Source organism: Limosilactobacillus reuteri (genome assembly GCF_020785355.1).
Taxonomy (GTDB): Bacteria; Bacillota; Bacilli; order Lactobacillales; family Lactobacillaceae; genus Limosilactobacillus; species Limosilactobacillus reuteri_I.
In genome coordinates this window covers 1-15,430 of record NZ_JAJGVH010000082.1, presented here as the reverse complement: position 1 = coordinate 15,430, position 15,430 = coordinate 1, and the positions used below count along the sequence as shown (strand labels likewise).

The following is a 15,430-nucleotide window of genomic DNA, read 5'->3' as shown; positions in this document are numbered from 1 at the left end:
TAATATTTTCCTAAAAGAACCGTATGATATAATTTTTTCTGCTAACGCGTTAAGAATATTAAGAAAGGACGACAGATCTTATCTTTATAATGAAAAATAATTACCATGATATGTATTTTGAGCATCACCACTGGCTCTTAAAAATTCGACAAACACTAATTATGCTCCTTAGTTGGTGCATTTTACTTATCCCCATTATCATCACTATCTCAACTTACTTGGCTTACCGGACTAATGGACATCAAGGACACTTTTTCTGGTATTACGCTGAAGGATTTCGTGAACTTAATTTTTTAGTAATCATTTTGCTATTTGCTTTAGGAATGATTGGGATCTTCTGCATTACAATGGGATATATCCAAGCTCAAAGGACTCGTGGACTAACTACAAAATGGCCCATGTTTGACATTAACAAAAGTCATTTACAACGCCAACGAGCTGAATCATTCATGACCAAGCAGTTTGGTGATCCTGAGATGCGAACAAATACGCGCAATTTTGTTGTTAAGCCTGAACAAAATTTAACCAAGAATCAATTACGCAATGTTGTTAACAATCACATAGGAGATGATAAAGATGGTTTCTAACATTTTCTATGAAGCATTTCAAACCAACTCCCCATGGATGGTCTTTCTTATAATAATCAATTTAATTTTATGTATATATCCTATTTTAGGAGCGATGTTCTGGTTCTTTGGCGCATTATCATATGTTCTCTTTCGCCAAAAAGAAGAATTACCACCAAAAGCCGAACTTACCACCGAACCTTTTATCACGATTATGATTCCAGCTCATAATGAAGAAATCGTAATAAAAAGTACTTTAGAGTATTTATTAACCCAATTGAATTACCATAATTATGAAGTGCTGGTTATGGATGACGGAAGCGATGATCGTACCCCTGAGATTCTTCATTCAATGCAAACAAAATATTCTCGTCTCAGAGTTATTAGAATCGAACAAAATCAAGGAAAGGCCCATGCATTTAATATTGGGCTTTTCTTTGCTAAGGGTGAATATATTTTAAGCAATGATGCTGATACTATTCCCGAAACTGATGCACTGATAAAGTATATGCAATATTTTACAAGTGCTAACGGGATTAACTATGCTGCTATTACTGCGAATATGGATGTTTATAATCGCTCCTCATTATGGGGTAAATCTCAAACGGTTGAATTCTCCAGTATCGTTGGCATAATCAAGCGAAGCCAAACTGCCATCAATAACACGATGTATGCATATAGCGGTGCAAATACCATGTATCGACGCGATTTCCTTATTAATGTTGGTGGTTTTCGCCAAGATCGTGCGACTGAGGACATTAGCATTGCCTGGGACCATACATTCATTAATGCTACTCCGAAGTTTGCTCCAGATATCGTTTTCCATATGAATGTTCCTGAAACGTTTCACGATTTATATCGGCAACGTAAGCGGTGGGCACAAGGTGGGTCAGAAGTTTGGCTTTCTAATTTTCTGAAAGTCTTTCGCCATCCGTGGCAATATCGGTTTGTCATCCCCATGCTAACCGACACAACCTTATCGATTATTTGGTCTTTCTTTTTTTGGATAACAAGTATCATTTTTATTATTACAATGCTGTCTTTTGCAATAACTGGTAACTACGAACGGGTTTGGCACGGCATCGTTATGAGTATGGTCTTTGTTAACTTTCAATTAATAGCCGGTCTTTTTCAAGTGCTGGCGGCGTTAATTCTTGATTTTAATGGATCTAAGTTACGCTATTTAATGTTTTCGCCACTTTATCTCTTATTTACCTGGATCGTTAATCCTCTAACAATCGTTACTACATTTCATAAAGCGATAAAAACTGTTACCGGTCATGGAAGTGGTAAATGGATTAGTCCTGAAAGAAAGGTAGTTGATAATAATGGTAAGTTTTGAAAATTTTCTTTGGTGGATATTTATTATCTTTACCCTAATTTGTGGTGGCTTTTGCATTGAGGCGCACTATCGATATAAAAATAAAAATGGCATTGATAATGAATACAAATTTTCAAATAAATATAAATATTTTGGCCAACCCGTTTATGACAAACAAAATAAAATTCATGGTTATGAACTTTTGTTACGGGAATACAATCAGCACACTAATAAATGGCAATTACCACGAAATGTTGTGGATTTTCCTCTCAGTAAAATTGTTTCTACAATTCAAGAAATCAATCCACAGTTAAAAGATATCGCAAACTTATCGTTAAATATGACCGTCAGCCAAATTACCGATTTTCGCGCTGAGTATTTCTTTACTTGGGTCTTAGGAACGACAAATATTAAGCAATTAGTCATTGAATTAGATGCTAATGATATTAAACGTGCCAATATTTTTAAACGTAAAGAAATATTACATATACTAAGAAAACTTAAGCAACTTCAAATTAAAGTTACTATTGAAAATGTTGATTCTTCTAAAAAGACCTACAACTTGTTACAAAGATATTTGCCATATATCACTTATTTAAAATTCAATATTCATTCTTTTAATAAGTCGGCAAATCACTGGATAGATATCACGCTTGCGCAGTGGCAACGGAGAATCGCCATTTTCAACATTGAAATGATTGTCGGCAAAATTGAAGATACTAATCAGGTTGCATTAGTAAATCAACTAAATATCCCTTTCCGTCAAGGTTATGCTTATGGTCATCCAGAAAATTTAAAAAATAAATGGAGCTGTGACATAAGTTAGGTCACTTCCATAAAATACGAACAGCGCAGTACAACAATGGCCTTCAGCGTCCGGTAAAGTCGAACGCTAAAGGCCTATTGTTGCTTGCGGGGGCTCGAAAACGAAGTCACGAGTGACTTCTGTCTCGCTCCCATTTATTTTAGAAATATATTCGTATTAACAATAATTTTGCGCTTTAGCTATTTGCGATAAAATCCAATAACCGATACATAACTCGCTTATTTTCAGCCGGAACGCCATGCTGAATGATTTCTTTTCCATTTTGGTGAAGATCATTATGGTCTAATGGATATTGATCATCATTTACAGCAATCTCGCGAACATTATCTGCTGTCGGCTCAAAGTGGAATTGAAGCCCAATAACATTACTGTTCATAACAAAGCCTTGATTTTTAACTAAGTCACTACTAAATAATAAGTCTGCTTGAGCTGGAACTTCAAACATATCTTCGTGCCAATGCAGAGCAGTTAATTTTGGAGGAATATCAGAAATAAGATCGCTTTTTAGATACACCGGCGCCCAACCAACTTCTTTATGTGGTGCCTTCTTTACGGCATAACCGAGTGTCTTAGCGATCTGTTGGGCTCCATAACACGCACCAAAAATTGGCTTACGAGCATCCAATAGTTGCTGAATTAAAACTCGCTCTTGCTTGATCCACGTTAAGTCGTCATTAGGGCTCATGGGACCGCCAAGAATAATCAACATATCAGTCTCATCAGCAGTCGGCAAATTACCAAACTGATAGGGATGATAAACGTACATCTCATGTCCGCGATCCTGTGACCATTCTTGAATTGTTCCTGGTCCTTCATTTGGCGTGTGTTGCAAAACATTGATTCTCATCGAATATCCTTTCCGTCGACGGCAATGTTGTGCTAGGTATCGCCTGCAAGTACCTAAGATATTATTGTTATAACATCAAATCATGAGCTTAACAATAATTTTTATTCCCAATATTCTTCATATTTTCGTGATGCACCGGTTGCAGCATCAACGTCTGCTTCACCGTTATCTTCACGGCGAAAAATAAAAACTGGCTCTTCATTCTCTTGCTGATAATCAACAGTAACAACTAGTCCTGAGAAGAACCAAGCATCCGCAAAGTTAACATGGTAATTAATACCATCTTTTGTTATGACGATTGTTGCCTCATCAAGCGTCGATTCAGGTTCATACCCTTGCTTAGGACCATGTTTAACATTGTGTGGTTGAATTGTTTTACCATAAAGCTTTATTCCGTCTCCACTAACCAGGTTATATTTTTGTTGGAACCATTTGCTAGCAGTATCAGTAATAATTAATTGCACTTCAATCACTCCTTGGATGATTCTTGCAATAGATTGATCTAATAAATCTCTAAGATGTTTAATTATTCTACCACACCCTAATAACTAAATAACAATGATATATATTCTCAACATCTATTTTTCCTGCTTTGAACACATAAGTAATTTTTGCTGGTAGCTTTCTTCTCGATTTAATTGGCTAAGCATTACTGCTGCAACATCTGCACGATTCGTACGCGGTGCTCCTGGCATTTTATAACCGGAAGCTGCATTTCTAACCAGTGGATGTTCAGTCTTAGGACCATCGAAAAGTGGACCCGGATAAATTAACGTCCAGTTTAAGTTTGAGGCGATTAAATGGCGTTCTCCTTTCTCATGATCAGCCTGATTCCCCTTCAAAAATGTTTGAACCCCGATTTTATATGGATAAGTTACATTTCTGATAGTTTCACCAGTTCCCAAACTTGATAAAACAATAATCCGTGATACATCAGCTAGTCTCATTATCTTAATTAATCGCGGCATAAAACTAGCAAATAAATCAGCGGAACTATCCTTAATTGGATTTCCCAGGGCAACTAATACTGCATCGCAAGACATCATTGCCTGCTGAAGCTTTGTTGTCTCCTCAAGTGTTCCTTGAATTATCGTTAATTTTTCTTGTGAATTTAATTTTTCAGGAGAACGCACATATGCTACCACTTCATGTCCTTCTGATAGTGCTTGCCGAACTAATTCCTGTCCCGTTCGTCCAGTTGCTCCAAGAATAAATAGTTTCATTAGTTGCTACCTTCTTTCTTATTATCCTTCTTAAATTGAGCGGTAATTATTAGAATTAATCCTGTAATTATCGTATAGATTAGTCCCATCACTACAGAGTTTGCAGGTCCATGGTTAAAATACATAATGCTTTTTACTCCCCTATACATGTAAGACATCGGGAGCCAATCAGCTAATGTACTATAAAAACCATTTAACGATTCAGAAACTGCAGTCAATAATGGCGCTGCAAAGAATAGCAGTAACATAAAAACTGGAATTGAAATTATCCCAACCCATGATTCTACCCCATTAATAAAGATAATGAAGGCAAAAGCACATAGCGACATAAATAGTCCCAGTTCAGTAAAGTTAGGAATATTGACATCCAAAATCCAAGATTGTAATGCGGGAACTCCATAACCGATCACTAAAGCTGATATCCCAGCAGCTATTAGTTGAACAAACAAAGCTGAAAATTTTTCTTTAAGCGATTTAAATCGAATTTTTGAGAATGCAAATCCTAAAAGCATTGACGTTCCTAGGCTTCCAAGCCATACCGATTGAAAGAAATGTGCGCCACCATTTGCCAAATCGCCAGTTTTATTAACCTTTTCTTTTTTTATGGTTAACGGATTAGATAAATTCAATGCCATTGTTGCTGGAATTGATGTTGACCTATTCGCTACGTTTTGTAGTAAGTTAGTGCTGAGTTTATTGTTTAATTGAGTTGTCATCTGCGTCAATGCAGTATTGACTTGGGTTGTAACAGCTGTTCCCATTCCCTGATTAATAATAATCTTTAATTCTGCTTTTTGTGCATTAGGTGCTGTTAAGCTTTGAAGTTTTTCTGAAAAATCTTTAGGGATAACAATTGCCCCATAATATTTTTCTCGATTCATATCTTTTAATAGCTTTTTTTCAGAGTCAAACACTGTCCATTTAATACTCATTGCTGAAGAGTTTGAAGAACTAGTTGTTTCTGTTATTTGTTTCGCCAAATTTTCTCCAGTTACTCCACTATCTTCATTTACAATAGCGATTGGCAAATCGTTAACTTTAACATGAGTTGAAGGTATTGCAGTAATTGAAAAGTAGGCTCCAATAAATAAAGCTACTATAATTGGCAACCATAAAAATTTGTTTTTTAATAGTTTTAACATAGCAATCTCCTCTTCTTTCTAATAATATCGTCATTATAAAAAAGAGGGTGTTATACTAGAACTACAAAAAGCTACAAGGTGTTGCATTTTTATGAAAAAATCTAAAACTGAGAAAAAAATTCAAGATGCCTTACTATTACTTTTAAAAACGGAAAGTATTAACCACATCACCATGAGCCAGATTGCTCAAAAAGCTAATCTTAATCGTGTCACTCTCTATCGACACTACAACGATAAATGGGATATTTTAGAGAATATAGAACAAGAATTTCTTCATAAGTTAGACACTCCGCATGCAAAAATGATCACTAATCTTCAGCTAACTACTCAGTCTTTACATCCTCATCCTAATTTAAGGGCACTAACAAGCTTCTTTAAGGTCTTTCAAGATAATTTTCCTCTTTTGCAAGTTCTTATGGGCCCAAATGCCAACTTAGGCTTTACTAATAAATTAATGACTTATTTAATCAACTTAGAAGAAAAATCACATCCTTACATCCCGGTTAGTATCCAGAAATTGAATCCAGATATGTTTTCTTACTATAGTATTTCCTCTTTGATCGGAATAATTCAGTTTTGGCGAAAAAATCAAAATTACTCACCATCACAAATGGCAGAATTTTTCTTTAAAATTCGTATCGGTGCTATTAAAGAATTCCAAAACAAATGAAGATAAGGCCAAGTGTTCTGATAAAAAGAAAAAACTCGGGACTGTTAAAATCACCAAGTTTTTTTCTTATAGCATCCTCTAATAAAACTTCCCAAAACTTTTATTTTTCGTCATCTTGAACCATCTTTAAGCTGGAGCCAAAGATTTGTTCAATCGTAACCGGATCACGGTGGTCAAAGAATTGGCTTTCGTTCTTGTTAAGACTAGCCATCTTCTTCATATCATCATCGGAAAGTTCAAAATCAAAGACATCGATATTTTCTTCCATCCGGTTCTTGTGGACTGACTTTGGAATGACAGTAATACCCCGTTGTAAAAGCCAGCGAAGAATTACTTGACCATTGCTCTTGCCATACTTGGCAGCAATTTCCGCAATTGTTTCGTTGGTAAAGATATCATGCTTACCTTCCGCAAATGGTGCCCATGCTTCAACACGAATATCTTCACTTTGCGCAAACTTAACCTCTTGATCTTGCTGGTACCAAGGGTTAACTTCAATTTGGTTGACCGCTGGCTTAACAGGCATTGTTAATTCAAGATCCTTTAGTTGATCAGCGTAGAAGTTCGATACACCGATTGCGCGAATCTTACCTTCTTTCTGTGCTTCTTGTAATGCTCGCCAAGCACCCATTGTATCGCCATATGGTTGGTGGAGAAGGTAAAGATCCATGTAATCAAGGCCAAGTTTTTGCAGTGAAGCGTCAATCCCTGCTTTAGCCCGCTTATAGTTAAAATCAGACACCCATAACTTAGAAGTTACAAAGACATCTTCACGGTTTACACTACTATTTTTAATTGCCTTTCCAACTGCTTCTTCGTTTTGGTAAGCAGCAGCAGTATCAATTAAACGATAGCCGACTTCAAGAGCATCGGTAACTGCTTGTTCAGCTTGGCTTAAGTCTGGAACTTGGAATACTCCAAATCCAAGGGTTGGCATTTCTACTCCGTTATTTAATTTTACTGTTGGTACATTTGTCATAAAATCATTCTTCCTTCCTGTAATTAATTGTTATCTATATATTAATTGCTAATTTACAAATTGAAAATTACTACCTTTACATGGTAGTATACAATCAGTGCATACTATTAAGGAGTGGTCTAATGATCGACAATTACTTGCTTGAAGAATTAGTGACCTTTGCCAGTGAAAAAACACTTGCTAAAACCGCTGAAAAACTTAACGTTACCCAACCGACCGTTACCCGGGGGATGCAAAAATTAGAAGACGAGCTTGGAATTCAATTATTTGACCGCCAACCCAACCGCATCGTCCTTACTGATACCGGAAAATTAGCTGCTGAAAAAGCTACTGAAGTTCTCGCCGTCAACCGCAACTTTGTTCAACAGCTTCAAAATTATGCTGCTCGACAATCAGTAATTAAAATTGCATCAATTGCTCCAGGCCCATTAATTCTGCTTCGCGTAAAAAGTGCAGCTTTCTCTACACAAATTTTGATTGACGAGAAGTTTATTACGCCTGACCAAATCACCACTTCACTTTTAAATAATGAAAATTCAATAATTATCAGCGACCAAGAGATTCAAACTGATCAAATTGAATCGCGTTATTTAGGGACCGAAAATCTCTATGTTAATCTTGATAAATTTATGTACCTTGCTAATTCCCAACAGGTTTCTTTCAAGGACCTAGCCGGCTTAAGCTTTGTCGTTTTGAACGATATCGGACCGTGGAAAGAAATTATTCAAAAATATATTCCAAATGCTAAATTTTTATATCAAGAAGAATGGGCCGCACTTACTGAAATCACAAAATATTCTAGTTTCCCATACTTTAGCACTAATATAACAACAGCTAATCCACAACAACGTACTTCAAACGACGATCGAGTCAGACTCCTGATTACCGATGAAGCTGCAACAATGACGTTTTATGCTAATTATCTTAAGAAACAAAGAAAATCCTTAACGCCCCTACTTAATGAAATTAATCAAAATTGGCCTAATTTAAGTTAAATTATAGGCGTTTAACTTGTTTCGCTGAAAATCCCTATTTAAAATATTAATAAAAAATGAATCATGGTGACTAAAAATGACGAAAAAATTATTACTCCTTTCAACAGGTGGAACTATTGCCTCGGTTGTCTCTGATGAAGGACTAGCTCCAGGCGAATCTGGTGAAGAATTAATCAAAATGCTTGGCCGGCTGGAATATGACATTACTGTTCGTGATATTCTCGAATTAGATTCATCTAACATCCAGCCAGAAGAATGGAAAATTATTGCCGAAGCGATCTATGACCATCGTAATGAATATGATGGGATAGTCGTTTCACATGGGACAGATACGATGGCTTATACTGCTTCGATGCTGACTTTCATGCTTCAACATATTAATATTCCTGTTGTGCTAACTGGAAGCCAAGTTCCTATGAATGTGATTCTTAGTGATGCCCCTGATAACTTACGACTTGCCTTTGCAGCCGCTGCTAACTGCGAGCCAGGAGTCTATATTGCTTTTAATCGTAAAGTAATGCGTGGTTGTCGGAGTGTTAAAGTGCGGACAACCGCCTTCGATGCTTTCGAAAGTGTGAATGTCCCACCAGTAGGAGAAGTTACTTCAGACGGCTTTTCCATTAGGGATCACCGGCATCCCCAGCCTGGTAAAAGTCAATTAAATACTAAGATCGACACTCATGTTTCACTGGTAAAGCTTTTTCCCGGATTTGATCCTGCTTTGCTCCATGCAATGGCTAAGAATGGCTGTCATGGAATTGTGATTGAAGCGTATGGTCTCGGAGGAATGACCTCGATTCGGCGAAATATGGTCGCTGCAGTTGGTGAATTAATCCGAAACGGCATTCCAATTATTACTTCTAGTCAGTGTCTTTATGAACGAAGCGACCTAACAAAATACGAGGTCGGACGACTTGCACTACTAGAAGGAGCAATCAGCGCCCGCGACATGACTTCCGAAAGTGCCATCACTAAATTAATGTGGGGTCTTGGTCAAGGGATGGATGTTAAAGAAATTGCAGACTTCTTCAATACCGATGTTGCTGGTGAAGTAACGTTAGACTAAACAAATAAGAGGACTGTGACATAAGTTAAGTTACTTTCATAAAAAGCAAATACGCAGTACAACAATGGCCTCTAACGTCCGGCAAAACCGAACGTTAGAGGCCTATTGTTGCTTGCGGGGGCTCGAAAACGAAGTCACAAGTGACTTCTGTCTCGCTCCCTCTTATTTTTTACGTCAATTAAAACCAGCTACGAATCCAGTTAATAAACCGGGTCCACCAAGACTGAGCTTGTTGCTTAACTGCCTGACCATCTTGAGAATTTAAGAATTTTTTCGCCTTATTCATCATATCTCCTGATGAGTTCTTTACATTATTAATCGTATCAGTTACGTGCGAGCTATAGTCTTTACTTGAACTAATTGGAGCATTATTAAACTGAACAAGCGCATTGATAATTGGTTGTTCATGATTCTTTGTTTCATTGTAAATGTTTCGCTCTTCAAGTTTCTGATTAAAGATTACTTGAATTTGATTTTGCGTTGGGGTAGTTCCTTGTTTCTTTTGTTGGTTAATTTCTTTAGTGGTATCACCAACCGCAGCCATCAACTTACCAGGATATTTACTATCATCCTTATTAGCTTCAATTGCCCCATTTGTTGCGGTCAACATTTGGTTAGCAGATTGAGTATTTTGCTCATTTAAACTAACTCCATCTGCCGCAATTGCTTTATAGACTCCGGTTAAAGCTGACTCCCCAGAAACAGCCCGGTTAGCGCTAACGGTAATAGTAACATCCGTAACCCCCGCCATTTGCGCAACCATAGCATACTGTTGGGCAGTGACCTTCGTAATATTATCCTCACCATTAAACTTTTTCACATTAACTTTAATCCCCGAACCTGGATCGGTGGGGACAATTGCTACCGAACTAACCATGGCAGCATTAGTTGTCGAACCATTTGGATTAATATACTTCTGATAATCACTGGCAGTAGCGGTTAACGTTGTAAAGTTATCATCGACTGCTAGTACATTATTTAATTCATTCTTCTCGGCAGCCCCTGCTCCATATACAACATATGATTTATTTAACGTATGGGTCTGGGTAGTTGAACTGCTGCTCGTACTTTCACTAGTTGTCTCAGCCGCCAAAACTGTGGCCCGGCTAACTGGCACTGCTAATAAAGATAGTGCGAGAGTAGAAGTAATAATGATTTTTGTTAACTTATTTGAGCGCACTTTTTTACTCCTTTTAAGGCAAATTAAATTTATGTTAATGATAAGAAAAATGAAGGGAAATTACTAGCCATTTCTAATATCTTTAAAACAGTTTAATGATTAGGCAGGCGTATTAATACCGACACTCTCCTGACAATAAAGGTGTTCATTAGCTATCAATTTTAAAACTAAATCAGCGATCGAACTAATTGTTACATACTTTCCGCCAAAAGGTTCCCCCTTGTGTGTAATCTCATAGTCAACCGGACCACGCATAAATTTACCAGGACGAATAATCGTATAATCCAGGTCAGTTGCTTCGATTTCATCTGCCGCATCACGATACGGCCGCAATACCGGATTATATTCTAAATTACCACCAACACCAATGAAATTAGGAATTTCATTATAGATTCCCATTGAAGTAATGAAAATTAAACGGGCTACTTTTTGGCGTTTCATCGCTGCGATAATCTTTTCTGCATATACTCCTAAAGGCCCGCTCAATGCAACAAAAATTGCATCCTGGTTCTTAACCGCGCTATCTAGATCAGCATCGTTCATGACGTTCCCCGCAATAATTTGCTCGTGTGGATTTGGGTCAAGCTGGTCAGCAGAACGGGCAAATAATGTAAGATGGTGATTAGACTCTTTTAGTAATTTCTGCCGAACTGCACTGCCTAAAGTTCCTGTTGCACCAATAATTAATACGTTTTTCATTCCTACTCCCCGATCTCTTTCAGCCATGCTATCTGTCCTTTTGTTCGCGAAATAGCTCGTGTCAGAATTAAATAGTGTCCATAATTGGTTTTAATAGCAGTCTTATTAGGAAAAACTTGCTTTAATCGTTGTTGAAGATATTTTAACTCTTTTTCTAATAACAAAAGTTGCCGATTAATCATTTGAGGAATTCGTTTATCATTCTTATCCTTAATAAAAAATAATTTTAACGAGAATAGATCTTCGTGGATGGGAAGGTCTGTCACCAATTGGTCAAGCCAATTATTCAAAACTTCTTGCCCTTCTGACGTTATTTGATAATATCGTTCCTTTGCATTTTCTTGACTAGTTGAAGCAGCGATCCAACCATCATTCACCATTCTTTTTAATTCTGGATAAATTTGACTATGCGATGCGCGCCAAAAATTGCCAATTTCAGTTTCAAATTCAGCAGTAATCTCGCGTCCGGTAATATGGGGACGGTTATTAATAATTCCTAAAATAATAAAAGGAAGAATTCGTTTTTTTGGCATTGTGAAGCCCTCCAACTGTTAATTCTTCCTTTATTATACTAATTATTTATTGATTCGGTGGTAATTTTCATCGAAGTAACGTCCTTCACGAATATCATCCGTAATTCCATCATATGGTGCTTCAGAAATTACATCCTCATTGTTTTGACCAGCATCTCCCATATAGGTAATGTGGGCAAACTCTGGAACGACTAACTTAGGATATGTATCATATTTTTCCCGTGCTTCATGCATTCGATCAATATGTTCGTTTTGGAAAGTTACCGTAATTTCGGGATGTTGCTTTACCCATGCTGGGAAAAAGATTGTTCCATTAAGTTTCTTTTCATTTGGAACAAAGTCAAGTGCTACATCAGTCCCCGTCGGTTCAGTCCAAGCAACTTTATAAATACCTTCTGTCAACATTACGATATTTGCTTCTTGGTCTTTTACCCAACGGCCTGCTACCATCCCACCGTGAATCCGGTAATCAACAGTATGGTCATTCTTAGCATACCATTCATATTCCCAACCATTATCGTAAGTATAAATAAAGTGGGTCCCAAGAAAATCATCAAGGGTCTTAAACGTTTTTTCGGTCATTTTGATCATCCTTTCAATTCTCTTCTCTATGCATTTTTATTTTATGTCGTTATCGACACAATGTCAAATAAAAAAAGAAATGAAAATTTTTCCATTCCTTTTTACTCTATTTTTCCCACAAGAATTTAATCAATTCACGGTTTACTTGATTATTATTGTGGAGCTTACTGTGTTGGGCATTCTTTCCATGAATTTCAACTTCGCGGTATGATTTTGCACGATCACTGACTAAATACTTTAATGATTTAGCAGAATTTACCGGTACATCTTCGTCCGAGTGACTGCCATCCCCAACATCCCCGTAAATATTTAACACGGCTGTATTTCTGGGAAAGCTCTGCCGTAAGCCAAGTAATTCACGGTATGAAGAATCCATTTTATCTGGTTCGCCTGTCTTGGAGTTTACTTTCGCATTTTGAACATTACTTTGGCCTACCAGTCCATTATAGTGACCAGCAATCGCTACTAAGTGGGCTACTTGCGGAAGGCTTTTATCATTTACATTGTCATTAATATAATTGATAATTTCTAAGTTTCCCATTGAATGGCCCACAAGGTTAATTTGCTTATAATGGTGGTGTTTTTCTAAAGCTAATATCACATTTTTTACATATTCACCACCATGATGATAACCTTGCGTGTAATTATCTTGATATGCACTTAATTTATTATCTTCAAGGTTAACTTCCACAATCGGATTAACGGCATTTGCTGGAATTTGATGGTTAAATGTTACTTTCCCTTTTCTGTCAACGTTTGCCCGCACAATTGTCTTCGTAACACCGGCATCACGGGCAGCATTGGCCATCTTTTCTTCAGCATGAGAACTACTACCCCACCCATGAACAAAAATCGTCGGTGTTGATGATTGAACATAATGGGTTACAGCATGTGCTCGTGAACTTATTCCTAATAGGCCAACTAAAATAACAGCAAAGCCTAATAATAATTGAGAATACTTTTTCATCTAATCTTCCTTTACAAAAGCTTCATCAAAGAATTGTTTAATCTTATTAAATGGTATTTTATCAACTCGATCATAAAGGTCAATATGTTCACAATCATCTACAACATACATCTCTCGTATTCTATAAATATATCCTTACGGATTTTGCTACATTACAACTTGTTTTCTGGTCACCGCATGATAACCTCTAATTATCATTGGCTTTGGTCAACTGGTATAGGTTAATACCTCCTGTAGTTTTTAACTACTTATGAAGTCTGCCGCCCAGCCAATCTACTGATTTTCGAACTCACATGCTGTATCGATTAGATAGTTTACTAATTCAGAGTAGGATTAGGTGCAGCTTTAACTCTCTAACCAATGAATACTGATACTTGCGAGGATGTTTTTAGTGATTGTAATTAGGGGCTATCATGCAGTGATCAGATTAAGACCAGTAAATTTTAATGAAAGGAGGCCATTCCAATGAAACTTTTTGTCGGTATTGACGTTAGCTCAAAAGATTTAGTAACTTCAATGATTTCTGAAGAAACAACTGAAGTTGTTTTCCATGGTAACTTTGTTAATGATTTGAAAGGCGCAACAGAATTAAAAAACATGATTATCGATACGGCGAATTCAAATCATCTCGACCAAGTTGTGATTGGCATGGAAGCCACTTCCATTTACAGCTTTCACCCAGCAATGTTTTTCCAAGAAGACTCGGACCTTAAAAAGTTCAATACACAATCCGTGGTTATCGATCCTAAGAAAACTAAGCGCTATCATGATGTCTTCGCTGAAGATAAAAATGATCAAATCGACGCTTTTTACATTGCTGACTTCCTACGTGTTGGACGCTATTCAGTAGGGATTGTTCGTCAAGAGAACTACATTGCCCTGCAACGCTTAACGCGTTCCCGATATGAGCTTGTTCAAAGCTTAGCTCGGGCTAAGCAACACTTTATTGAGAACCTATACTACAAGCTCAATAAATTAGTAATTTCTGATGAACTGAATACTTCTATCTTTGGTTCAACGATGATGAGTCTGCTAACTGAAGATATGACTACTGATGACTTACTTAATCTTTCGATTACTGATTTAGCCGATTATCTGAATGAACACGGCCGGGGTCGCTTCGCGAACCCTGAAGCCTTGGCGAAAATAATTCAAAAGGCAGTTCGTGCTTCTTATCGTTTAGACAAAGTAATTGCTAATTCAGTTGATACAGTTCTCTCCGTTTATGCCGAGGAAATTAAAGCTTTTCAGAAGATGATTAAAGACCTCGACAAAGCAATTGAGAAAGTAGTTCAAGTAACTGATGAAGAACAGATTTTGCGCTCCATTCCCGGAATTGGACCAGTATACGCTGCTGGTATTTTAGCTGAAATTGGTCAAATCGAACGATTTGATAATGAAGCTAAATTGGCTAAATATGCTGGGCTTTCCTGGCGAGAAAAGCAGTCCGGAGCTTACGCTAGTGATAATACTCCGCTCAAGAGAACTGGTAATGCTTATCTTAGATACTATTTGGTTGAAGCTGCCAACAGAGTTAGAATCCAAGATCCAGTTTTTGGTGAATATTATCGGCGTAAATATCAAGAAGTAAAGCATACCCCATCAAAACGCGCTCTCGTCCTTACCGCACGTAAACTTATTAGGGTGATTTTCTTCCTACTCAAAAATCATCAAATCTATCAGGAAAAGAGGTAATTGGTATAGGAAGATAAACTGATTCTCGACGCTTAGCTTTTAAAACACCTTGGGATCAAGGCTTATTTAAGTGCGTCAAAAATCTGGTCAAAACAAGTTTGTCAGTGATAATTTTATCTTGACTTATTACCACATGACT

At 37.1% G+C, this 15,430-nt stretch carries 17 protein-coding genes; 7 read left to right on the top strand and 10 right to left on the bottom strand.

Annotation, left to right across the window (positions count from 1 at the left end):
* Positions 1-89 precede the first annotated feature (89 nt).
* Genes LMB56_RS08720 through LMB56_RS08710 form a run of 3 tightly spaced genes read left to right on the top strand, consistent with a single transcriptional unit; the run spans position 90 to position 2,713 of the window.
* Entirely contained in the window at positions 90-587 is a 498-nt protein-coding gene (locus LMB56_RS08720; protein ID WP_229284052.1) for an ABC transporter permease, read from the top strand.
* Complete coding sequence (locus LMB56_RS08715) at positions 577-1,908, top strand: glycosyltransferase family 2 protein (protein ID WP_229274067.1); 1,332 nt, start codon at positions 577-579, stop codon at positions 1,906-1,908. The genes LMB56_RS08720 and LMB56_RS08715 overlap by 11 nt, the downstream gene beginning before the upstream one ends.
* Entirely contained in the window at positions 1,895-2,713 is an 819-nt protein-coding gene (locus LMB56_RS08710) for an EAL domain-containing protein (RefSeq protein WP_229284051.1), read from the top strand. Before LMB56_RS08715 ends, LMB56_RS08710 begins: the two co-directional genes overlap by 14 nt.
* 175 nt (positions 2,714-2,888) lie before the next feature.
* Here the strand turns inward: LMB56_RS08710 and LMB56_RS08705 are convergent, their stop codons facing one another.
* The 4 genes from LMB56_RS08705 to LMB56_RS08690 all read right to left on the bottom strand — a co-directional run bounded on the left by LMB56_RS08705 (position 2,889) and on the right by LMB56_RS08690 (position 5,925).
* The gene (locus LMB56_RS08705; RefSeq protein WP_229284050.1) at positions 2,889-3,560 is read right to left on the bottom strand and encodes a type 1 glutamine amidotransferase; all 672 of its coding nucleotides are present in this window, start codon (positions 3,558-3,560) and stop codon (positions 2,889-2,891) included.
* 101 nt (positions 3,561-3,661) lie between these two features.
* Complete coding sequence (locus tag LMB56_RS08700; RefSeq protein ID WP_324294722.1) at positions 3,662-4,033, bottom strand: HesB/YadR/YfhF family protein; 372 nt, start codon at positions 4,031-4,033, stop codon at positions 3,662-3,664.
* Positions 4,034-4,138: 105 nt separating this feature from the next.
* On the bottom strand, positions 4,139-4,783 hold the full coding sequence (locus LMB56_RS08695; RefSeq protein ID WP_016496408.1) for an NAD(P)-dependent oxidoreductase: 645 nt from the start codon (positions 4,781-4,783) through the stop codon (positions 4,139-4,141).
* Positions 4,783-5,925 carry a DUF3533 domain-containing protein gene (locus LMB56_RS08690; protein ID WP_163622680.1) on the bottom strand — a complete coding sequence of 381 codons (1,143 nt, stop codon included), beginning with the start codon at positions 5,923-5,925 and terminating at the stop codon, positions 4,783-4,785. Before LMB56_RS08690 ends, LMB56_RS08695 begins: the two co-directional genes overlap by 1 nt.
* 91 nt (positions 5,926-6,016) lie before the next feature.
* On the opposite strand from LMB56_RS08690, the gene LMB56_RS08685 reads away from it, so the two are divergent.
* The gene (locus tag LMB56_RS08685) at positions 6,017-6,595 is read left to right on the top strand and encodes a TetR/AcrR family transcriptional regulator (RefSeq protein WP_003669414.1); all 579 of its coding nucleotides are present in this window, start codon (positions 6,017-6,019) and stop codon (positions 6,593-6,595) included.
* A gap of 100 nt (positions 6,596-6,695) precedes the next feature.
* On the opposite strand, the gene LMB56_RS08680 is transcribed toward LMB56_RS08685, so the two are convergent.
* A complete protein-coding gene (locus LMB56_RS08680; RefSeq protein ID WP_229284049.1) occupies positions 6,696-7,574 on the bottom strand; it encodes an aldo/keto reductase in 879 nt (292 codons plus the stop codon).
* A gap of 122 nt (positions 7,575-7,696) precedes the next feature.
* On the opposite strand from LMB56_RS08680, the gene LMB56_RS08675 reads away from it, so the two are divergent.
* A complete protein-coding gene (locus tag LMB56_RS08675; RefSeq protein ID WP_020843445.1) occupies positions 7,697-8,569 on the top strand; it encodes a LysR family transcriptional regulator in 873 nt (290 codons plus the stop codon).
* A 76-nt stretch (positions 8,570-8,645) separates the two neighbouring features.
* Positions 8,646-9,635 carry an asparaginase gene (locus LMB56_RS08670; protein WP_003675421.1) on the top strand — a complete coding sequence of 330 codons (990 nt, stop codon included), beginning with the start codon at positions 8,646-8,648 and terminating at the stop codon, positions 9,633-9,635.
* Between the two features lie 178 nt (positions 9,636-9,813).
* On the opposite strand, the gene LMB56_RS08665 is transcribed toward LMB56_RS08670, so the two are convergent.
* From LMB56_RS08665 to LMB56_RS08645, 5 genes are all read right to left on the bottom strand, one after another.
* The gene (locus LMB56_RS08665; RefSeq protein WP_229284048.1) at positions 9,814-10,815 is read right to left on the bottom strand and encodes a DUF1002 domain-containing protein; all 1,002 of its coding nucleotides are present in this window, start codon (positions 10,813-10,815) and stop codon (positions 9,814-9,816) included.
* A 99-nt stretch (positions 10,816-10,914) separates the two neighbouring features.
* A complete protein-coding gene (locus LMB56_RS08660; protein ID WP_229279016.1) occupies positions 10,915-11,514 on the bottom strand; it encodes an NAD(P)H-binding protein in 600 nt (199 codons plus the stop codon).
* Between the two features lie 2 nt (positions 11,515-11,516).
* On the bottom strand, positions 11,517-12,047 hold the full coding sequence (locus tag LMB56_RS08655) for a PadR family transcriptional regulator (RefSeq protein ID WP_229284047.1): 531 nt from the start codon (positions 12,045-12,047) through the stop codon (positions 11,517-11,519).
* A 42-nt stretch (positions 12,048-12,089) separates the two neighbouring features.
* Positions 12,090-12,629 (bottom strand): phenolic acid decarboxylase, encoded by a 540-nt coding sequence (locus LMB56_RS08650; RefSeq protein ID WP_229277345.1) that lies wholly within the window; start codon positions 12,627-12,629, stop codon positions 12,090-12,092.
* 106 nt (positions 12,630-12,735) lie between these two features.
* Positions 12,736-13,596: an alpha/beta hydrolase gene (locus LMB56_RS08645; RefSeq protein WP_229284046.1), complete on the bottom strand. Its 861-nt coding sequence runs from the start codon at positions 13,594-13,596 to the stop codon at positions 12,736-12,738.
* Positions 13,597-14,061: 465 nt separating this feature from the next.
* Here LMB56_RS08645 and LMB56_RS08640 point away from each other — a divergent pair, with 465 nt between their 5' ends.
* Positions 14,062-15,291, top strand: a complete 1,230-nt coding sequence (locus tag LMB56_RS08640) for an IS110 family RNA-guided transposase (RefSeq protein WP_229282092.1) — start codon at positions 14,062-14,064, stop codon at positions 15,289-15,291.
* Positions 15,292-15,430 lie beyond the last annotated feature (139 nt).